This window comes from Streptomyces sp. NPDC001492, assembly GCF_053597275.1.
In genome coordinates, this window is sequence record NZ_JBSFHW010000088.1 from 1 (window position 1) to 20,202 (window position 20,202).

The following is a 20,202-nucleotide window of genomic DNA, read 5'->3' on the forward strand; positions in this document are numbered from 1 at the left end:
CGACTCTATCAGACCGTTTCCCGATCCGATTTCCTCGGTGCTTTCCAGGTTCCCGCTTTCGCGTTTCCCTTTCCGGCGACTCCGACTTTATCAGAACTTTCGAGCCGGACTGACCGGCCGCTCATTTCCGATTCATCGGGAGTGGCTTCTTCGAAATCGATGTTTCCGAGAAGCAGACAGATACTCACTGTTGCCGACCGGACTAGATCCAGTTCCAGGCAACTGTTCGAATCTACCTCCCCACTTGGTCCGTGTCAACGGCTCCTGTGGGGCGAAGGAGAGACTAACAGGTCAGGAGGCGCGCCTGCACATCAGGCGGCCGTCGGCACCGTGGCGCTGCGCTCAGCTGTCTCGACGTCGCCCGTTTCTCCGGCTCGGGCCGCTCGGCCGCCCAGGACGAAGACGTATGCGAGGAAGGCGAGCTCTACAGCGACCCCGATGCCTATTCGAGCCCATGTGGGCAGGCCGGAGGGGGTGACGAAGCCTTCGATGGCGCCGGAGACGAACAGGACGAGCGCGAGACCGATCGCCATGCCGACGGCGGCACGGCCCTCCTCGGCAAGAGCCGTGCGCCGGGCGCGGGGGCCCGGGTCTATGAGGGTCCATCCGAGGCGGAGACCGGTTCCGGCGGCCACGAAGACTGCGGTCAGTTCGAGCAGGCCGTGTGGGAGGACCAGGCCGAGGAAGGTGTCGAGTCGGCCGGCCGAGGACATCAGACCGAAGCCGACCCCGAGGTTGAGCATGTTCTGGAAGAGGATCCACAGGACGGGCAGGCCGAGGAAGACGCCCAGGATCAGGCACTGAGCGGCGGCCCATGCGTTGTTCGTCCAGACCTGGGCTGCGAAGGAGGCCGCGGGGTGGCTCGAGTAGTACGTCTCGTACTGTCCCCCTGGGCGGGTGAGTTCACGCAGCTCGTTGGGGGCCGCAATCGTGGCCTGCACCTCGGGGTGGGTGCCTATCCACCAGCCCAGGAGAACGGCGACCACGGTGGACAGCAGCGCCGTGGGGACCCACCAACGGCGCGATCTGTAGACCGCGGCAGGGAATCCCCGGGTCAGGAAGCGGGTGACGTCCCGCCAGGAGGCGCGTCGGGTGCCTGTCACTGCGCTACGCGCGCGTGCCACGAGCTGACTGAGCCGTCCGGTCAGCTGGGGGTCCGGAGCGCTGGACTGGATCAGGGAAAGGTGGGTGGCCGTGCGCTGGTAGAGCGCGACGAGTTCGTCGGCCTCGGCGCCGGTGAGACGGCGTTGACGCCTGAGGAGGGCGTCGAGGCGATCCCATTCGGCTCGGTGGGCAGTGACGAAGACGTCGAGGTCCATCGGTTTGCCTGCTCCTCGGCTGTTCGTCGGTGGCTCGTCGTGGGGTCAGCTTTTCGTACTGCGGCGCGATGCGCCCTCAGCTTGGCAGACTGACCGTTCACGGGGCAGGCCAGGGGAAGGACTACGGGCGTGAGTCAGCTTGTGACGGGCGAGGCGGTGGCGCTGGAGTTGCGCCCCGCGAGGCTGCCCAGCAGGGCGCTTGCAGTGTTGCTCGACGTTGCCGTGGCCATGGTCGTCTACGTGGTCCTGACCATCGCTCTGCTCGCCGCCACGGCTTCCCTGGACGACGCGGCGCAGATCGCGGTGTCGATCGCGACCTCCGTTCTGGTGCTGGTGGGCGGGCCGATCGCGGTCGAGACGCTCAGCCATGGGCGGTCGCTCGGAAAGTTGGCGTGCGGGCTGCGGGTGGTACGGGACGACGGCGGGCCGATCCGGTTCCGGCATGCGCTGGTTCGCGGTGGGATCGGTGTGGTCGAGATCCTGATGACGTTCGGGGTCGTCGCGTGCACTGCATCCCTTGTGTCGGCACGGGGGCGACGGCTCGGCGACGTGTTCGCCGGGACTCTTGTTGTTCGGGAAAGGGTGCCTGTGGTGCGGACGGGCTTCCTGCCTCCACCACCGCCCTGGCTGGCCGGGAGGTTCTCGGGGCTTGATCTGTCCGCGGTTCCCGACGGGTTGTGGCTCGCCGTCCGTCAGTATCTGTCGCGGATGCAGCAGCTGGACCCGCAGGTCGGCTGGGCGATGGCGGAGCGGCTCGCCTCGGACCTCTCGGCGCGTACGGGTACGCCGGTTCCCCAGGGGGTTCCGCCGGCGGCGTATCTGGCGGCTGTGCTGCAGGAGAGGCAGGCCCGGGAGGCGCGACGGGCCTTCGCGAACGGTTCTGCGGTCGGGTACCCGGCCGCGGGTGTGCAGCCTTCGGGTGCCGTGCCCCCGCCTGGTGCGCCGGGCTCCTACGAATCCCCTGCCGCATTCCCTCCGGTGGTGGCTGCGCCGGCTGCCCATGCGGCGCGGACGAATGAGGCCGGATGGCAAACCGAGCCGCCTACGCAGGAAGCTCCGGCGCATGAGACCGCCCAGCCGCCCGCGCCGTCGACCGAACGGCCCGCCGGCGGCGCGGGGGGAACCACCGAGTCCACCGGGTTCGTACCACCGGCGTAGGCCCGTCACGGCCGCCGTACGAGCCGTCTGGTCGAGGCAGCTGCATCCCGTGCGTTCCCCTACGCCGCTTCGGCGACGTCTCGCTCAGGTGAATGGGGACGGCGGCGATTCGAGGTCTTCGAGCTCGATGCCGGGTGCGGCGAGCACCACGTCGCCGGCGATGTGTACGGCGTGCTGCTCACCCGTGTCCAGTGCTGTGACCTGGTACTCGTCCACGGTCAGGGGGGCGTTGTCAGTGGCGTGTGTTTCTCTGTTCACCAAGGCCCAGGACTGGTCCACGGTGCGCGGGGCGAGGACGGGGTCGGTGAAGGCGACGAGGCGTACGCGGGTTGCTGTGGCAGAGGGGGTGAGGCGCAGGAGACGGCTGGTGGCGATGAGGAACGCGGGGGATGTGCCGGTGAAGGCGTGGGCGCGCACGTTGCCTTCAGTGGCATGGGCTCCGGTGGGGTCCGTCCGGACCCAGGTGACGCCGTCGAGGGCGGCACCGCGGACCTGCCAGCCCGCGGCGTGCAGCTCGAGGCGGATGGGGCGGCCCAGCTCGTCGAGGGCGAGGTCGACGGAGCCCCCGTGATCGCCCGCGGGGGTGGTGAGTTGGGAGACATAGCGCCAGCCGGAAGGTCCGGGGGCGCAGTGGAAGTGTTCTTCTGCGAGGGGGGTGTGATCGTGCGGATCGTGGAGCGAATAACGGCCGCGGGGCATGGGGGTCCTGGGTCTTGACGGGCTGGTCCGGCCGACGGGCCGCAGAGCCAAAGGGGCAGGCCCCCGGCACGGGGGTGCGGGGGCCTGCCTCGGAGGAACTGCTGCTGGTGAGCGCGTCAGCGCACCGACGCGCTCAGCATCGGCTGAGCCGAGCCGCTCAGTAGCGGTAGTGGTCCGACTTGTACGGGCCCTCGACCTGGACGCCGATGTACGCGGCCTGCTCGGGGCGGAGCGTGGTCAGCTTCACGCCGAGCGAGTCCAGGTGGAGACGAGCGACCTTCTCGTCGAGGTGCTTGGGCAGCGTGTACACGCCGGTCGGGTACTCGTCGGGCTTGGTGAACAGCTCGATCTGGGCCAGGGTCTGGTCCGCGAAGGAGTTGGACATCACGAACGACGGGTGACCGGTGGCGTTGCCCAGGTTCAGCAGACGGCCCTCGGACAGGACGATGATCACCTTGCCGTCGGGGAAGGTCCAGGTGTGGACCTGCGGCTTGACCTCGTCCTTGACGATGCCCGGGATCTTCGCGAGGCCGGCCATGTCGATCTCGTTGTCGAAGTGACCGATGTTGCCGACGATCGCCTGGTGCTTCATCTTGGCCATGTCCGAGGCCATGATGATGTCCTTGTTGCCGGTCGTGGTGACGAAGATGTCGGCCTTGTCGATGACCTCGTCGAGGGTCGTGACCTGGTAGCCGTCCATCGCCGCCTGCAGGGCGCAGATCGGGTCGATCTCGGTGACGATGACGCGGGCGCCCTGTCCGCGCAGGGACTCCGCGCAGCCCTTGCCCACGTCGCCGTAGCCGCAGACGACCGCGGTCTTGCCGCCGATGAGGACGTCGGTGGCGCGGTTGATGCCGTCGATCAGGGAGTGGCGGCAGCCGTACTTGTTGTCGAACTTCGACTTGGTGACGGCGTCGTTCACGTTGATCGCCGGGAACAGGAGGACGCCGTCGCGCTGCATCTCGTACAGGCGGTGGACGCCGGTGGTGGTCTCCTCGGTCACGCCGCGGATCTCCGAGGCGAGCTGGGTCCACTTCTGCGAGCCGTTGGTGATGGTGCGGTGCAGGAGTTCGAGGATGACGCGGTGCTCGTCGGACTCGGCGGTGTCGACGGAGGGGACCTTGCCGTCCTTCTCGTACTCGACGCCCTTGTGGACGAGGAGGGTGGCGTCACCACCGTCGTCGAGGATCATGTTGGGGCCGCCGGTGGGGCTGTCCGGCCAGGTCAGCGCCTGCTCCGTGCACCACCAGTACTCCTCCAGGGTCTCGCCCTTCCAGGCGAAGACCGGGACGCCCTGCGGGTTCTCGGGCGTGCCGTTCGGGCCGACGGCGATGGCGGCGGCCGCGTGGTCCTGGGTGGAGAAGATGTTGCAGGAGGCCCAGCGGACCTGCGCGCCCAGGGCGACCAGGGTCTCGATGAGCACGGCGGTCTGCACGGTCATGTGCAGGGAGCCGGTGACCCGGGCGCCGGCCAGCGGCTGGGTCTCGGCGTACTCCTTGCGGATCGCCATCAGGCCGGGCATCTCGTGCTCGGCGAGGGTGATCTCCTTGCGGCCGAAGGCGGCCAGGGAGAGGTCGGCGACCTTGAAGTCCTGTCGGTTTTCGACAGTCGTCATTGCGAGCTGCTCCTCGGGGTTGGGACGAGGTGGGTACGGCTGGTCTGCGCGGCGGCGGACACAGGGGTGCCCGAAGAGGACACAGGCATGCCCGCGTACGCGCAGCGCAGTCCGTCGGAGGCCCTCTCTCCCTCGGTCGGTCCCCGGTGGGACCGCCCGACCGCCATCAGCAGCGACGTCTGGCTCGGTTCCAAGCTACACCGGCCGCCCCGGCGGCCCCAGTCCGCCTTCGAACACATCGCGCCGATCCGGGCGGGCGCCGGGCGCCGACCGCCATGGTCGGAGGGCGACAACGGGACACCTGCGAACGAGAGGACAGGAGGCGGCGGACCAGGTCGAACACGGACCTTCGCGCCTTTGAGGAAGGCAGTGGCTGTTGCCGGATGCCGGGAGATCAGGAACCGCCTGATCGATCTTGCGGGGCTGAAAATGTTACGACGACGGGGCCCACCGAGCGTTCGGCGGGCCCCTTGGTCGTACGGCGAGGTGGTGTCAGTGACCGGCGGGGTGGGGGGCCGGTCCGCCGGGGGTGGCCTCGCGGTCGGGGCCCTTGGCGGCCTCGGCCTCGCTGTAGATGTCCGGCTCGAGGTAGATGACGCGGGCGATGGGGACGGCGGCGCGGATGCGGGCCTCGGCGGCGTTGATGGCGGAGGCGACCTCGGCGGCCGTGTCGTCGTGCTGGACGGCGATCTTGGCGGCGATCAGCAGTTCCTCGGGGCCGAGGTGGAGCGTGCGCATGTGGATGATGCCGGTGACCGTGTCGCCGTCGACGATGGCCGCCTCGATCTGCTTGACCTCGTCGATCCCGGCCGCCTCGCCGAGGAGGAGGGACTTGGTCTCGGCGGCGAGGACGAGGGCGATCAGGACGAGCAGGATGCCGATACAGACCGTGCCGATGCCGTCCCAGACGCCGTCGCCGGTGAGCAGCGCGAGGCCGACACCGCCGAGTGCGAGGACGAGACCGATGAGCGCGCCGAAGTCCTCCAGGAGGACCACGGGCAGCTCGGGCGCCTTGGCACGGCGGATGAACTGCGACCAGGACAGCTTGCCGCGCAGCTCGTTCGACTCCTTGATGGCCGTCTTGAAGGAGAAGCCCTCGGCGATGATCGCGAAGACGAGGACGCCCACCGGCCAGTACCAGTGCTCCACCTCGTGCGGGTGGCGGATCTTCTCGTAGCCCTCGTAGATGGCGAACATGCCGCCGACGGAGAAGAGGACGATGGAGACGAGGAAGGCGTAGATGTACCGCTCGCGGCCGTAGCCGAAGGGGTGCTGCGGGGTCGCCTCGCGCTGGGCCTTCTTGCCGCCGATCAGCAGCAGGAACTGGTTGCCCGAGTCAGCGAGCGAGTGGACGCCCTCGGCGAGCATCGAGGACGAACCGCTGAACGCGAACGCCACGAACTTCGATGCCGCGATCGCGAGGTTGGCGCCGAGTGCCGCCACGATCGCCCTGGTGCCGCCTGACGCGCTCATGTGTCCGCGTTGTCCCTTCGCCTTCGTACGTACGCCGTCCGGGGCCCCGCCTCGTCGCGGCTTTGCCCGTCCTTTGCCGGTGGGCCATTCTTGCAGTCCTGCCCGACGACGGCGCCTCAGGTGTCCACAGCCCCGGTCATACGATCACAGTGGCCCGGAAGACCGTACCCGCTCCGGACACTTCGGCCTTCTCGCCCGCCGGGACGAAGACCGACTGGCCGGGGCGTAGTTCGTGTTCGCCCGCCTGCACGGAACCGGCCGTGCAGAGCAGGATCTGCGGGGTGGCGCGGGTGAGGTCGTGGGTGGATCCGCTCTCGGGGAGGACGTAGCGCGACAGCCGGAACTCGTCGATGGGGGTCTCGTAGACCTCCTCGCCGTCCGGGGACGCCTCGGGGCGCAGCACGCCGGGGTCACTGGCCTCGAAGCGGACGATGCGCAGGAGTTCGGGGACGTCGACGTGCTTGGGGGTCAGGCCGCAGCGCAGGACGTTGTCGGAGTTGGCCATGATCTCGACGCCGAGACCGTTCAGGTACGCGTGCGGGATGCCTGCGCCGAGGAACAGGGCCTCGCCGGGCTGCAGACGGACGTAGTTGAGGAGCATCGCGGCGATGACGCCCGGGTCGCCCGGGTAGTGGTGGGCGATGTCGGCGTAGGGCGCGTAGTCGCCGCCCAGACGCGTGCAGGCGGCCGCGGCTTCGGAGACCGTGTGGGCCATCTCCTCGGGGTCGGCGGTGAGGATCGCCGTGAGGACCTCGCGCAGGGCGGCGTCCTCGGGGTGGGCGTGCAGCAGGTCGACGTACGGCTTGAGGGAGTCGACCCCGAGGCCGTCGAGGAGGGCGGCCGCCCGGAGCGGGTCGCGGAAGCCGCACAGGCCGTCGAACTCGGTGAGCGCGCAGATCAGTTCGGGCTTGTGGTTGGCGTCCTTGTAGTTGCGGTGCGGGGCGTCGACGGGGATGTTCCGGCGCTCCTCGTCCGCGTAACCCTCCTTCGCCTGCTCCAGGTTCGGGTGCACCTGAAGGGAGAGCGGGGCGCCGGCGGCGAGGATCTTGAGGAGGAAGGGCAGGCGGGGGCCGAACTTGGCGAAGGCGGCGGGGCCGAGTTCCTTCTCCGGGTCCGCGTCGACGACCTCGGCGAGCGTGCCGCGTCCGGTGCGCGAGGGGGCGCCGGGGTGGGCGCCCATCCACATCTCCGCCTGCGGTTCGCCGGTCGGTTCGACACCGAGCAGATGCGGGATCGCGGTGGTCGAACCCCAGGCGTAGGGACGGATGGTGTTGTCGAGGCGGTCCATGCTGTGTCTTCGTCTCCGTACGTACGCCGCGCTCGGCGGGCGCTGGTCAGTAAGCGCGGGTTGCGCGGGTCAACGTCAGGCCCCCGAGGCGAGCGCCAGGTAAACGGCGGCGAAATCCGTGATGGCGATCAGCTCGGCGAGGGTCTCCAGTTCGCCGCCGGGTTCCGGTTCCAGTTCGCTGATCGGCGTGTCGTGGCTCAGGGCCAGGTCACGGGCGGCGGGTGCGGCGGTGAGGCCTTCGATCGGGCGGTCGCGGAGCAGCACCACGCGCGCGTGCAGGGCGGGGGCTTCCTCTACGCGGTCGCGGAAGAAGTCGTCCGGGTCGGCGCTGGCGGCGAGCGGGCCGGCCAGCAGGGCGCTGTGGGCGGCGAGTGCCTCGGGGAGTTCGGCGACGACCGCCGGGCGGCCGGAGAGTTCGGCGAGGGCGGCCGCGAAACGCCGTCCCGCTGGGCCTGCCGAGACGCCCTCGGTCCATACGACGGGCAGCGCGTCGGCGAGTTCGGCGGCGAGCGTCTTGGCGGGGTTGCTGTAGGTCGCGATGGCGGGGCCGCAGCGTTCGGCGATGTGGTCGAGACGGTCGGCGATCTTCTCGACGGCCTCCGGCGGGGCGGTGACCAGGCCGGTGCGGTCCAGGAGGGCGAGGAGGGGTGTGAGCAGGGCCCACAGGACGCCGGGGGCGGAGGCGGCGAGTTCCTGTTCGTCCTGCTCGTACGGGGCTGTCGCCATCGGCACGAAGAGGCCGTGGGCGCCTTGCACCGCCTCGGTGAGCGGGGTGCGGGCGGGGGCGACGGCGACGACCGTGCAGCCGCGGCGGTAGGCCGCGTCGGCGAGCAGGGACAGGCCGGGTTCGGTGCCGTCGGGGGTGGTGATCAGGAGCAGGTCGACGCTGCCGGCCCAGCCCGGGAGTTCCCAGCGCAGGGCTCCCGCGGCGGGGGCTACGCCGGTGGGGGCGAGGCGGATGACGGGGCTGCCGGGGCCGGCGAGCGTGCCGAGGAGGTCGGCGGCGCAGGTCGCTGCGGCGCCGGGGCCCGCGATGAGGACTGCGCGGGGGCGGCCGTCGGGCTTGAGGTCGTTCACGCCGGCCTCTGCGGCGTGCCGGGCCGCCGTGCGGACGCGGGCGCCTGCTTCTGCGGCGCCGCGGAGCAGGCCTCGGCGGTCGGCCTCCGAGAGGGCCTCGGGGGTGTCGAGCAGCGATTCGTCGAGCATGGGCGGCAGCCTCCGATCGCCGGGGGTTCTTTGTGTGCGCGTCGCGGTGGTACGCGGGGGCGGGGCCTCTGCGCGGGTGCCTTTTCGCGCGGTGGCTTTGCGGGTGCCTTCTTGCGCGGGTGGCGGGGCTCGGCGTTAGGCGGGGCGGCGGGCCTCGTCGACGAGCAGGACGGGGATGCCGTCGCGGATGGGGTAGGCCAGGCCGCAGTCCTTGCCCGTGCAGATCAGCTCGGTTTCCTGGTCCTTGGTTTCCTGCTCCTTGAGGGGGGCGTGGCAGGCCGGGCAGGCGAGGATCTCCAGGAGGCCGGCTTCGAGCGGCATGGGGGTGTCCCTTCGGGGGCGTGCGGGTGCGTGTGCGGATGTGCCTGGTCAGCGTACCGCCGTGGGGGGCGGGGTGCCGGGGTTGGGCGGGGGTCGGGTCGGGTGGCTCTGGGAGGGGATCGCCCCCGCCGCCCCTACCCGTCCCGTCCCAGGGGCGCTGCCCCTTTCGGCCCCGCCAGGGGCTCCGCCCCCTGGACCCCCATCGGCCTGAACGGCCTCGTCCTCAAACGCCGGACGGGCTGAAGGTGCCGACCGGCGCTGAAGAGGTGCGGGCCCGGCGGGCGGGTGGGGGATCGGGACGGCGACCACGACCTCACCCACCGGACCGGCTGAAAGTGCCCACCGGCACTGAAGAAGTGCGGCCCTGACGGACGGGCGGGGACGGGACGGTGACCTCAGGCGCCGGACCGGCTGCAAGATTCCAGTTGGTGTCAGGAAGGGGGCCGGCCCGGGCTGTGGCCCGGGTTGGCGTGATTGGTGCCGGGGGCCCGGCCCTGTTCGGTGTCGTCAGGCTCGGATGATGGACAGGGCCTCGTCTCGGATCTTTGTCATGGTGGCCTCGTCCCTTGCCTCCGCGTTCAGGCGGAGGAGGGGTTCCGTGTTGGACGGGCGGACGTTGAACCACCAGTCGGCGGAGGTGACCGTCAGGCCGTCGAGTTCGTCGAGGGTGATGTCCTCGCGGGCGCCGTATGCCGCCTTGACGGCTGCCAGGCGCTCGGCCTGGTCGGCGACCGTGGAGTTGATCTCGCCGGAGCCGACGTAGCGGTCGTATTCGGCGACCAGTTCGGAGAGTGGGCCGTCCTGGCCGCCGAGGGCCGCGAGGACGTGGAGGGCGGCCAGCATGCCCGTGTCGGCGTTCCAGAAGTCCTTGAAGTAGTAGTGGGCCGAGTGTTCGCCGCCGAAGATCGCGCCCGACTTCGCCATTTCGGCCTTGATGAAGGAGTGGCCGACTCGGGTACGGGCCGGGGTGCCGCCGTGTTCGCGCACCACCTCGGGGACCGACCAGGACGTGATCAGGTTGTGGATGATCACGCCCTTGCCGCCGTTCCTCGCCAGCTCGCGCGCGGCCACCAGGGCGGTGATGGCGGACGGCGAGACCGGGTCGCCGTGCTCGTCGACGACGAAGCAGCGGTCCGCGTCGCCGTCGAAGGCGATGCCCAGGTCGGCGGACTCCTCGCGCACCCGCTGCTGCAGGTCGACGAGGTTCGCCGGGTCCAGCGGGTTCGCCTCGTGGTTCGGGAACGTGCCGTCGAGTTCGAAGTACATGGGTACGAGGGTCAGGGGCAGGCCGGCGAAGACCGTCGGGACGGTGTGGCCGCCCATGCCGTTGCCCGCGTCGACGACGACCTTCAGGGGGCGGATGGAGGTCAGGTCGACGAGGGAGCGCAGGTGGACCGCGTAGTCCGACAACGTGTCGCGCGAGGTGATGGTTCCCGGCTCGCCGGCCGGCTCCGGGGCGCCCGACTCGCTCCACTGCTCGGCCAGTTCGCGGATCCGGGACAGGCCCGTGTCCTGGCCCACCGGCGCCGCGCCCGCGCGGCACAGCTTGATGCCGTTGTACTGCGCCGGGTTGTGCGAGGCCGTGAACATCGCGCCCGGCAGGTTCAGGGCGCCCGAGGCGTAGTACAGCTGGTCGGTGGAGCACAGGCCGATCTCGGTCACGTCGACCCCCTGTGCGGCCGCCCCGCGCGCGAAGGCACGCGACAGGCCCGGCGACGACGGCCGCATGTCGTGGCCGATCACGATCGCGTCCGCCCCGGTCACCTGGACGAAGGCGGCACCGAAGAGCTCGGCCAGCGGCTCGTCCCACTGGTCCGGGACCACCCCGCGTACGTCGTACGCCTTCACGATCTGCGACAGATCAGCAGCCACGGCCAACCCTCCTGAAGTCCTATCGGTCGCCTCAAACTACCCGTACCGGTCGGCAGTGCGCCGTGCGGACTCCGAGTGGACTCCCAGCCGTAACCTCAGGTCAGAGCCGGGTGAGAAACCGGGAAGAGCCGGGTCAGGATCCGGGAGGAGTCAGGGCAGCATCCAGTCCAGGACCGGTGAGCTCTGCCCCACCACGATCAGGCACGTCACCGGCAGTAGGCCCATGCTCCAGGACGCCGGCGAGCAGTACGAGCGTGCCGCCGGTCGACACGGTCGGCCAGGTGAACACATTGCCGCCGACCGGCTTCCCTTCCGGCCCGGCGACGCCCAGGAACGGCGAGTCGTACGTCTGTGTCGCCCGGGCCGGCCAGTCCCTGACCGCGGGGATCTGCTCGACCGAGAGGATCGCGACGATGAGTGCGTACGGGGCGTAGACGCAGGGGACTTCGCGCCGAGGGTCCTCCTCGTCCAGTTCCTCGCTGCGCGTGCCGGTCAGCACGGACGCGCGTACCGACTCGGTGGCGGGCACGCGCGCGTGCGTTGCGGCGACCCGAGCGCCCGCGCCCGCCAAGGAGGCGCCGATGTCGGCGAGTTGTGCGGAGACGTAGTCGGAGGCGGCGAACTGGGCGACGGCGAAGGCGACTCCGCAGACCAGGACGGGCACCCAGGTCTCGCGCAGGCCGCGCCGCCCGTCCACCAGCCGGACCAGGACGAGTGGCACCACCAGTGCCAGCAGCGGGGTTTGACGTCCCACCACGGAGGCCACGGAAGTCCAGCGGCAGCCCGGTCGCCTGCGCACGGGGTCGAAGCCGAGGGCGACGAGCATGACGGAGCAGATCGCGACCACGAGGGCCTGGATGCGCGGGCGCCCGACAGCCGTCCGAAGGAGTGGCGCAGGATGTCGAAGTGCCGGTGCGGACCGTCATCCGGTACACGGGGCGTTGACCACGATCCACAGGATGGGGAAGAGACCGAAGACGACCCCCTGGATGGCGCTGGAGAGCGTTTGGCCGAGCGGCATGCGGTAGGGCGAGCGGGCCACCGGAACGGCCGCCAGAAGCCCTGTCAGGCCCGCCAGTGCGCCTTCATGCGTACTCCGCCGAGCAGGGTCAGGACGATCAGCAGGGGCCGCGCCGCGACGAGGGCGGAAGGCCCAGGGGGTCGGCGACGGGTTCCAGTCAGTCCTTAGACGTACACGGCCGCCTCCGGCGGATTCCGGCACGCAGAAAGCGATTTCCCCAGCCGGTTGCCTACCTCATGGCCGTGTCCGCGCCAAGGAGCACGTCAACGGATGCGCACCACTGGGCGAAACGGGGGACGAAGAAGCGGCTCAGTTGTCCGGGGACCGCAGTACCCGCAGATGCCCGCGCCGCGCGACCTCCATCGGGTCCGCCGTGCGCGCGCCGCCACCGCCTGCGCCCGCCGCCCGCTCCTGGGGGCGGGCCGCCTCGCGCACCGCGTTGGCAAGCGCTTCCAGGTCGTCGCCGCTGGGGCGGGCCGGAGCGGAGCCGTCGAGGAGCCGGACGACCTCCCAGCCGCGCGGGGCGGTGAGGCGCTCGGAGTGCTCGGCGCACAGGTCGTAGCAGTGGGGTTCGGCGTAGGTGGCGAGCGGGCCGAGGACCGCGGTCGAGTCGGCGTAGACGTACGTCAGCGTCGCGACGGCGGGACGGCCGCAAGCGGTGCGCGAACAGCGACGTACAGGGCTCACGACGTTGGACGGTACCGCACTCTTGAGCGGGCCGCGACGACTCTCCCCCAGGTCACTCCACCGTGTCGTAGTGTGAAACACCCCACACACCTCCCGCGGAACACCCCGCTGACCTGCACGGACACGCGTTCACACGACATTCCGCGCCTCTTCGCCCGATCAACACACCGTACAAACACCGTCAATTGCCCCAACATCATCGGTCTCGTAGAGATACGGAAACGAGCCCAACCTTGGCTGGAATGGTCATCCTGCGACAGGTCCACCAGGGGGATCCGAGGCGCTCGGGCCGGCCGCGTGGGGCACACCGCGCGGTCCCGGCGGGGACTACGCTTCACCAGTGATGGACAACCCCGTACCGCACCGTGCCGCCCGCCCCGGGCCCCGCCGTCGTGATCGCCACGGCCGGGGCATGCGCGGCCCGATCGCGCCGCCCCAGGTGCCGCTCGCCGCGAGCCGGGCCGAGGCGTTCGCGGATCTGGTGCAGGACTCCGTGGAGCGGCTGGAACGGCGGTGGCCGCAGCTCGCCGAGATCGACTTCCTCGTCCTCGAGGTGCCGCGCCTGGACGGCCCGGCCGAGGCCTGGAGCGACGAGGCGGTGCCGCTGGGCGGCACGATTCCCTCCCGGGAGGGACGGCCGGCACGGGTGGTCGTGTATCGGCGGCCGGTGGAGATCCGCACGAAGGGGCGCGACGAGCGGGCCGCTCTGGTGCACGAGATCGTGGTCGAGCAGGTGGCCGAGTTGCTCGGGCTCACTCCGGAGACGGTGGATCCACGGTACGGGGAGGACTGAGCCGCGGTTCCGATGGCACCCGGCGGTCGTCCCTGCTGGAGGCTGCCGCCCCCAGCCCCCCGCTTTTCGGCCTGAACGGCCTCGTCCTCAGATGCCGGACGGGCTGATAAAGATCAAACCCCGGCCGGCGCCCACCAGCAACAGCTACTTCTGCAGTACCGACAAGTCCTGGTCCGCCTCCGGTACCGCCACCGTTCCGCGGTCGTCCGGCAGGGTCTGGACCGTGAAGCCCGGGACACCCTCCTCCGTCGCCGCCAGGGTGCGTGCCGCGTAGACCGGGCCCCCGGACAGTGGCTCGACCGTCAGGGCGTAGGTGCCCTGGAGGCCGCTCGGGACGGGGGCGTCGATGTCCTGGGTGGTGCCGGCCTTGATCGTGTACGTCTTCGAGACCGCAGTGCCGCCGTCGCTGCCGGCGGACGCGGTGACCTTCACCTGGGCGGTGCGAGTGGGTGCGGCGAGGGACAGCGTGGTGCCCTTTCCGCTGTTGTCGGCGGACGTCGCGCGCGTGCCCACCGGGCTGGTGGCCGGGATGAACGCCGTCTCCTGCTTGTCGCCCTTGCCCCGTACGACACGCAGCGCGGCGACCACCGGCACGGACTTGTCGGTGGGCGTGAGGACCAGGGAGCCGGCCTCGCCGCGGGTGACGGGGCCGAGGTCGACGGCGGTGGTCATGCCGGCCTTCACATGCAGCGTCTCGTTCCCGGCGGGCGTGATCTGCCCGGACGGGGAGGCGAGCCGCAGCTTCAGGTCGGCGTCCGCGTCGCCGGGCGTGAAGGCGATCAGGCGCACGGAGGTGGCGTCCTTGGGGATGCCGGGCAGGACGAGGCTGCCCGCCGGGTCCGTGGACGCGGCCAGCCAGTCGCCGCCGAGTTTGTCGTCGAGGGCCTGTACGGCGGCGCCCACGCGTCCGCTGCGGACGTTCACGTGCACGGTGAGGTTGGTCTGCTTCTCGTCGGTGAGCGTGGACAGCAGGACCGGGTCGCTGGAGTGCGGTGCGACGGTGATGCCCTCCCCCACGGTCGACTTGAGGGCGCCGTCCTTGCCGTAGAGCTCGATGTCGACGACGGCGGCGGAGTCGTCCGGGTTGGTGAGGTGGACGTAGTCGGTGCGGGCGGGGTCGGTGCTGGCGCCCGGGAACCAGAACTCGGTGTCCGGTGCGGTGCAGTTGACGCCCTGGAGGCCGCGTCCGGTGCCCGCGGCGACCTCGGTGGTCTCCTGCACCGCCCAGCCGGGCGCGAACCGGCCCTCGGCGGTGCCGACGAGCGCGGGTGTGTCGGAACCCGAGGTGTCGCCCGTGACCGGCTTGCCGGGCTCCTTGGGCGTGAGGACCGGCTTGTCGGCCTTCGGCTTGCCGGCCTTCTTCTTGCCGCTCTTCTTTCCGTTCGCCTTGCCGGTCGTCTTGCCGCTGCCGCCCGCCGCGTCGGCCGACTGCTCGGTGGCGGACTGGAGTTGGGCCGTGCCGTCACTTCCCGTGCCCTTCGTGACGGGCGTGAAGGACGTGTAGGACGTGTCGGCGAGGTCGGAGGTGCTGGGCTGCGGGCACAGCAGCGTCGTGCGTTCCACGGGCAGTTCGGCGGCCGCCTTGGCGGTGTCCGCGCCGGAGGCACCGGGCGCGGTGAGCGAGGCGAAGCCCGTGACGGCGGCGAGCGCGGCCGTGCCGGCGATCAGGGAGATGGTGGTGCGGTTCACTGCTGACTCCCGTCGGGGCGCTCAGGGTCGTGCGGATGCGGCTGCGCGGGGTCGTACGTCGGGTCGTAACCCTGCTGGTACGACGTGTCGTACGCGGTCTGGTCGTACGCCTGCTGGGCGGAGCCGCCGTACGCGTACGGGTCGTACTGGCCGCCCTGGTACGGGTCCGCCTGGTACGTCTGGTCGTACGTGCCCGCCGGGTACTGCTGGGTGCCCTGGTACTGCTCGTTGCCGTAGTTGCCGTAGTCGGCGCCCTGATAGCCCGCCGCGTCCCAGTCGCCGTAGGACTGCTGATGCGGGACCGCCACCGGTGTCTCCTCCGCAGGAGGAGACGGGAACTCCTCGTTCTGGCCCGCCTCTTCGCTCTCGGCCTCCGCCTGGGCGCGCAGGCGGCGGGCACGGCGGCCCTCGCCGGCGACGGCCTCGGCGGGTACGGCCGGTTCCTCGGGGAGGTCGTCGTCGACGTCGCGGCGCCGGCCGGGCAGGGCCAGGACGACGAGGACGACGGCCAGGAAGCCCTGCGCCCACAGCCAGGCGGTGTGGGTGATCGGGTCGTCGTAGGTGACGTCCAGCTTGCCGCCGGAGGCGGGGAGCTGGAAGCCCTGGGCCCAGCCGTCGACCGTGGTGCGGGTGAGCGGCCTGCCGTCCAGCGTGGCCGTCCAGCCGTCGGAGGCGGTGTCGGCGAGGCGCAGGAGGCGGCTGCCGGAGCCGGACGGGACCGTGGTGTGGATCTCGACGGGTCCGGCGGCGACGGGCTGCGCCGTACCGGAGCCGGAGGCGGGGACGAGGGTGGCGCGCGCCACCTCCTGGTCGACCCGCCACAGGGCGCTGCCGTCCTGCTGGCTCAGACGGGAGAGGCCGGGGGTGGCGTCCAGGACGCGGGTGGCCTCGCGGGGCGCGCCCTTGCGGACGAGGACGTAGCGGACGGCGAACTTGCCGAGCTGGTCGGCCTGGTCGGCGCCGGAGCCGGCGACGAGGTTGGCGACGACCTTGTCGAGCCTGGCGTTCTCTCCGTCGGCCGCGGCGCTCTCGGCGTCGCCCAGCCGGGCGCCGGAGCCGCGCACCAGGGTGTAGCCGACGCGGGCCGTGGAGTCGCTGTCGAGCACGAGCGTGCGTGCCTGGTCGCTGGTGCCGCTCTCCTCGGCGACGAACGCGGGGACCTGTACGGGGTCCTGCCGCTCGACCGGTCCGTCGGCGCCGCGGATCATCCAGCCGAAGGCGATGACCAGCGGGCCCGCGAGCGCGGCGAAGGCTATGAGTGCGGCCACCGGCTGGCGCCAGCCGAAACTCTGCTCGGCCACGCGCGCGCGTGCACCGTCGGCGCCGATGACGGCGGCGGTCAGGAGGGCGAGGCCGTAGACGAGAGTGGCCGGGCCGGCCCAGGTCGAGCGATTGGACAGGACCGCGAAGACGAGACCCACCAGGGCGACCGCCCAGGCCGTCCAGACTCCGAACTGACGCTCCGAGCGCAGCAGGGCGGCCAGCGCGGCCAGGACGATGCCGATGAGCATCAGCCCGCTGACCGTGCCCGGCCCGCCGGGGCTCACGCCGAGCAGGTCGAGGGCGGAGGCGGCGGAGGGCCCGTAGTCGAGCCCGGCCTGCTTGAAGAAGCCGAACGGGAGCAGCGTCAGCGACCAGGGGGCGAGGACCAGCAAGGGTGTGCCGAGCTGGGCCAGGAAGCGCAGGCCGTGGGCGGTGATGTCGGTGCGCCGCACGCCGAGCAGCGCGAGGCCGAGGACCAGCGCGACGGGCCACACGATGGGCGTGAACGCCGTGGTGACCGTCAGCAGCAGTGTGTACGCCCAGGTGGCGCGCCAACTGCCCGGGGTGCCTGACGCGTTCGCGAGGCCGCCGGCGGCGATGCCCGCGCGCGCGATGAGCGGCAGCAGCACGGCCAGTACGGCGGTGCCGATGCGGCCGCCCGCGAGCGCGCCCGTGGCGGCCGGCAGGAAGGCGTAGACGACGGCGGCCCAGGCGCGCAGCAGACGCGACTCGACGAGCGGGCGGGAGGCGAAGTACGCGGTGACGCCGGCCAGCGGCACCGAGCACACGAGCAGGACCGTGACCGCGAGCCCGGTCGAGCCGAACAGCACGGAGGCGAGCATCGCCACAATCGCCAGGTACGGCGGTGCGGACGTGGTGCCGCCGGCACCCACGGCGTGCCAGGAGTCGAGGTAGCGCGACCAGAGCTCGCTGGAGTCGGCCGGGGCGGGCAGCAGGGCGCCGCCCGCGAGCGCGCCGCCGCCGAGCAGTTCGCGGCAGGCGATCAGCGAGACGAACAGCAGGATCAGGAAGAGCATCGGGCCGGGCTTGCGGCCGATGCGCTTGAGGCGGGCGAACTGCTCGATCTCCAGGAAGTCCGCGTCGTCGCCGCCGGGCCCGGACTCGACCGCGCCGCCGTGCCGTCCGGCGCCGGAGGTCACCTCGGGGTCGGAGCGGCCGACGAGGTCGCCCGCGGCCTGCTCGACGGTGGCCCGTATGGTCGCGCCGGGCGGCGGGAACAGGGCGCGCAGTTCGCCCTTGTCGATCTGCGGTTGGCCACGCCGACGCCGTCCGGCGATGATCCGCTCGGGGCGCAGCAGCGTGCCCAGCAGGCCGCGGATCTCGTCGACCGCCTGCCCGGGGACCTTGCCCACGAGGTAGGCGACGGTCCGCAGGAGCGTGCCGAGCACGAGACGCACCAGCACCCAGGGCAGCGCGGCCGTACGCGTGTTGACCAGCAGGGTGTAGACGGCGCCTGCCTTGTCGACCTTGTGCGGGGAGGCGACGGTGCGGCCCGAGCAGTCGACGGTGCGGCGCTCACGGGAGGCGGCCTCGGCGTGCCGTACGACCGCCTCGGGGGCGACGAGGACGCGGTGGCCTGCGGCGGTGGCACGCCAGCACAGGTCGACGTCGTCGCGCATCAGCGGCAGCCGGCTGTCGAAGCCGCCGAGCTGTTCGAAGACGTCGCGGCGGATGAGCATGCCGGCGGTGGACACGGACAGCACGGTCCGGACGTGGTCGTGCTGTCCCTGGTCCTGTTCGCGGCGGTCCAGGCCGGTCCAGCGGCGGCCGGAGTTGGCGATGGTGACGCCGACCTCCAGGAGCTGGCGGCGGTCGTACCAGCCGCGGAGCTTGGGGCCCACGACGGCCACGTCGTCGCGGCCGAGTTCGAGTTCGTTCTCCACGACGCGCAGCAGCTGGGCCAGGGCGTCGGGTTCCGGGGCGCAGTCGTCGTGCAGCAGCCACAGCCACTGGACCGGTTCGCCGTGCGGGAGTTCCGGCATGTCGTACGCGTCGTCGCGCCAGGAGCGGGTGACCGGGTCCCAGCCGCTGGGCCGCCTCAGATAGGGCAGCTCGTCCGGGGTCAGGACGGGTGCGCTGCGTTCCGCCTCCTCGACGGCCTGGCCGAAGCCGGTGCGCCGGGCGAGGTGCAGCACGCGGTCGGCGCCGAGGGCGTCGGTGAGCAGCTGGGCGGAGTCGTCCGCGCTGCCGGTGTCGGCGGCCACGACGTACTGAACGGGGCGCTCCTGGCCGAGCAGCCCGGCGAGCGCGTCGGGCAGCCAGCGGGCGCCGTCGTGGGAGACGACGACCGCCGTCACCACGTGACGCGGAAACTCTGGTGTGGCAGCGAGGTCTTGATGGGCTGCCGTGTGGCTGTGCACGGACATCGAGGTACGGGCCCCGGTTCGATGGACTGCGGTGGACGTCTGTGCCCCGTGGGGGCAGCGAGCCGTCTCGGACGAGCGACCACACTATCGGCAGAACCAAAAGGGGCGGCGCGAAGCGCCTCGATGAGGGGCGGTGGTCGGGCGACGGGGGGCCACGGCGGCCCGCCGCCTGTGGACAACCCCACCTGCGACGGGCCGTTCGAATGTGTTTCGGTTGTGTGAGGGTCTCGGCCGCCGGGTCAGATCGCGGCCTTCTTCAGACGGCGTCGTTCACGCTCGGACAGCCCGCCCCAGATACCGAAGCGCTCGTCGTTGGCGAGGGCGTATTCGAGGCACTCGGAGCGGACTTCACAGGCCAGGCAGACCTTCTTGGCCTCACGGGTGGAGCCGCCCTTCTCGGGGAAGAAGGACTCGGGGTCGGTCTGGGCGCACAGCGCGCGCTCCTGCCAGCCGAGTTCCTCGTCCGCGTCGTCGACCAGCAGTTGCTGCACCAGCTCGGTCATGTGCGCCCCTCGTCTGTCTTTCGCGTCCCCGTGATGTAGCCGTTACCGATTCCGGCTGAACGACACGAGTGAAATTACAAGTGTGCTGCTCCGGGCGAGTCAAGCCGAGATCTGCTATTGAGCCCCTTATTCACTCTGCGGAACCAAGGCCATGCGGAAAGTGTTCAAATCGGCATAAACCTTGACACACAGACGAGGCCCGGCAGGGCCTTCGACCCCGCGCAGAGCCTGTACGGGGAAGGACGCCCGCAGATCCGATCTCGTTCCACGCGCACCTCGAAGCAAACCGGATCACAGTCGGATCACAGGACCGCAACGAGGTTTGAGCGCCATGTGTCCCGGGTGACGCATGCACAAACCTTTCGCCTGCGACATGAACCGGATGAGGTGAACCATGTCCCACATAGCGGGCGTCGAGTTGACAGTGAAGGTGTGAACCGCTGTCCTTGTGGGCATGCTCGCGAACTTGGCGCTCACCTCGACCCGCACCGCCGGGTCCCACGGTGCTGCCCGCGCTCGCTGTAGCTGTTGTTGCTGTTCCAGCTGTTGAGCCCCACCTGCTCCGGCTGTGGCCCTGTCGTCCGTGACGGGGCTCCCGTTCCCTCTGACCTTCTTTCACTGAGGAACCACACCCCCTTATGAACAGCGACAACGACCTCCAGATCGCCGGCGACATCCTCGAAGTCCAGCACCTGCTGCAGCCGCCGCGCGAGCACCCGGCCACCGTGGCCGAGTTCGTCGGGCTGGCGCGGTCCATCGCCGCCGACCGCTCCCAGTGGGAGCACCTCGTCGAGTACGACGCGACGACGCGCTGGTACCACCGGCTGCGCACGGGGCCGGGTTACGAGGTGTGGCTGCTGTCCTGGGTGCCCGGCCAGGGCAGCGGGCTGCACGACCACGGCCCCTCC

Annotated in this window: 14 protein-coding genes and 2 pseudogenes; 3 read left to right on the forward strand and 13 right to left on the reverse strand. The window is 71.0% G+C overall.

What is annotated here, in order from left to right:
• Window positions 1-311: 311 nt before the first annotated feature.
• Window positions 312-1,319, reverse strand: coding sequence for a stage II sporulation protein M (locus ACWC1K_RS49260; RefSeq protein WP_450840583.1), 1,008 nt, complete (start codon window positions 1,317-1,319; stop codon window positions 312-314).
• 129 nt (window positions 1,320-1,448) lie between these two features.
• On the opposite strand from ACWC1K_RS49260, the gene ACWC1K_RS49265 reads away from it, so the two are divergent.
• Window positions 1,449-2,477, forward strand: coding sequence for an RDD family protein (locus ACWC1K_RS49265; RefSeq protein WP_450840584.1), 1,029 nt, complete (start codon window positions 1,449-1,451; stop codon window positions 2,475-2,477).
• A gap of 84 nt (window positions 2,478-2,561) precedes the next feature.
• Here the strand turns inward: ACWC1K_RS49265 and ACWC1K_RS49270 are convergent, their stop codons facing one another.
• The 9 genes and pseudogenes from ACWC1K_RS49270 to ACWC1K_RS49310 form a co-directional block, all read right to left on the reverse strand.
• Entirely contained in the window at window positions 2,562-3,176 is a 615-nt protein-coding gene (locus ACWC1K_RS49270) for a hypothetical protein (RefSeq protein WP_450840586.1), read from the reverse strand.
• Between the two features lie 157 nt (window positions 3,177-3,333).
• On the reverse strand, window positions 3,334-4,791 hold the full coding sequence (gene ahcY, locus ACWC1K_RS49275) for an adenosylhomocysteinase (RefSeq protein WP_450840588.1): 1,458 nt from the start codon (window positions 4,789-4,791) through the stop codon (window positions 3,334-3,336).
• 492 nt (window positions 4,792-5,283) lie between these two features.
• Window positions 5,284-6,264 (reverse strand): cation diffusion facilitator family transporter, encoded by a 981-nt coding sequence (locus ACWC1K_RS49280; protein ID WP_123965516.1) that lies wholly within the window; start codon window positions 6,262-6,264, stop codon window positions 5,284-5,286.
• 136 nt (window positions 6,265-6,400) lie between these two features.
• Complete coding sequence (gene manA, locus ACWC1K_RS49285) at window positions 6,401-7,552, reverse strand: mannose-6-phosphate isomerase, class I (RefSeq protein ID WP_450840591.1); 1,152 nt, start codon at window positions 7,550-7,552, stop codon at window positions 6,401-6,403.
• A gap of 75 nt (window positions 7,553-7,627) precedes the next feature.
• A complete protein-coding gene (locus ACWC1K_RS49290; RefSeq protein WP_450840593.1) occupies window positions 7,628-8,758 on the reverse strand; it encodes an SIS domain-containing protein in 1,131 nt (376 codons plus the stop codon).
• Between the two features lie 135 nt (window positions 8,759-8,893).
• On the reverse strand, window positions 8,894-9,079 hold the full coding sequence (locus ACWC1K_RS49295) for a Trm112 family protein (RefSeq protein ID WP_351482784.1): 186 nt from the start codon (window positions 9,077-9,079) through the stop codon (window positions 8,894-8,896).
• A gap of 507 nt (window positions 9,080-9,586) precedes the next feature.
• Entirely contained in the window at window positions 9,587-10,951 is a 1,365-nt protein-coding gene (locus tag ACWC1K_RS49300) for a phosphomannomutase/phosphoglucomutase (RefSeq protein ID WP_450840595.1), read from the reverse strand.
• A 232-nt stretch (window positions 10,952-11,183) separates the two neighbouring features.
• Window positions 11,184-12,129: pseudogene (locus ACWC1K_RS49305) on the reverse strand (L-lactate permease); the annotation flags it as partial.
• A 152-nt stretch (window positions 12,130-12,281) separates the two neighbouring features.
• Entirely contained in the window at window positions 12,282-12,659 is a 378-nt protein-coding gene (locus ACWC1K_RS49310) for a DUF3499 domain-containing protein (protein WP_030941657.1), read from the reverse strand.
• A gap of 343 nt (window positions 12,660-13,002) precedes the next feature.
• Here ACWC1K_RS49310 and ACWC1K_RS49315 point away from each other — a divergent pair, with 343 nt between their 5' ends.
• Window positions 13,003-13,452, forward strand: a complete 450-nt coding sequence (locus tag ACWC1K_RS49315) for a metallopeptidase family protein (protein ID WP_450840601.1) — start codon at window positions 13,003-13,005, stop codon at window positions 13,450-13,452.
• Between the two features lie 144 nt (window positions 13,453-13,596).
• Here the strand turns inward: ACWC1K_RS49315 and ACWC1K_RS49320 are convergent, their stop codons facing one another.
• The 3 genes from ACWC1K_RS49320 to ACWC1K_RS49330 form a co-directional block, all read right to left on the reverse strand.
• Complete coding sequence (locus ACWC1K_RS49320; protein ID WP_450840597.1) at window positions 13,597-15,141, reverse strand: DUF5719 family protein; 1,545 nt, start codon at window positions 15,139-15,141, stop codon at window positions 13,597-13,599.
• A complete protein-coding gene (locus tag ACWC1K_RS49325) occupies window positions 15,138-18,791 on the reverse strand; it encodes a glycosyltransferase (RefSeq protein ID WP_450840599.1) in 3,654 nt (1,217 codons plus the stop codon). The genes ACWC1K_RS49320 and ACWC1K_RS49325 overlap by 4 nt, the downstream gene beginning before the upstream one ends.
• 239 nt (window positions 18,792-19,030) lie before the next feature.
• Window positions 19,031-19,294: a WhiB family transcriptional regulator gene (locus tag ACWC1K_RS49330; protein WP_010986447.1), complete on the reverse strand. Its 264-nt coding sequence runs from the start codon at window positions 19,292-19,294 to the stop codon at window positions 19,031-19,033.
• A 638-nt stretch (window positions 19,295-19,932) separates the two neighbouring features.
• Between ACWC1K_RS49330 and ACWC1K_RS49335 the strand changes: the two are divergent.
• Window positions 19,933-20,202, forward strand: a pseudogene (locus ACWC1K_RS49335) (cysteine dioxygenase); the annotation flags it as partial.

Bases quoted from the DNA above. Each gene is read 5' to 3' on its own strand.
- ACWC1K_RS49260 (WP_450840583.1), bottom strand. From the start codon at position 1,319: ATGGACCTCGACGTCTTCGTCACTGCCCACCGAGCCGAATGGGATCGC.
- ACWC1K_RS49270 (WP_450840586.1), bottom strand. From the start codon at position 3,176: ATGCCCCGCGGCCGTTATTCGCTCCACGATCCGCACGATCACACCCCC.
- ahcY (WP_450840588.1), bottom strand. From the start codon at position 4,791: ATGACGACTGTCGAAAACCGACAGGACTTCAAGGTCGCCGACCTCTCC.
- ACWC1K_RS49280 (WP_123965516.1), bottom strand. From the start codon at position 6,264: ATGAGCGCGTCAGGCGGCACCAGGGCGATCGTGGCGGCACTCGGCGCC.
- manA (WP_450840591.1), bottom strand. From the start codon at position 7,552: ATGGACCGCCTCGACAACACCATCCGTCCCTACGCCTGGGGTTCGACC.
- ACWC1K_RS49290 (WP_450840593.1), bottom strand. From the start codon at position 8,758: ATGCTCGACGAATCGCTGCTCGACACCCCCGAGGCCCTCTCGGAGGCC.
- ACWC1K_RS49295 (WP_351482784.1), bottom strand. From the start codon at position 9,079: ATGCCGCTCGAAGCCGGCCTCCTGGAGATCCTCGCCTGCCCGGCCTGC.
- ACWC1K_RS49315 (WP_450840601.1), top strand. From the start codon at position 13,003: ATGGACAACCCCGTACCGCACCGTGCCGCCCGCCCCGGGCCCCGCCGT.
- ACWC1K_RS49325 (WP_450840599.1), bottom strand. From the start codon at position 18,791: ATGTCCGTGCACAGCCACACGGCAGCCCATCAAGACCTCGCTGCCACA.
- ACWC1K_RS49330 (WP_010986447.1), bottom strand. From the start codon at position 19,294: ATGACCGAGCTGGTGCAGCAACTGCTGGTCGACGACGCGGACGAGGAA.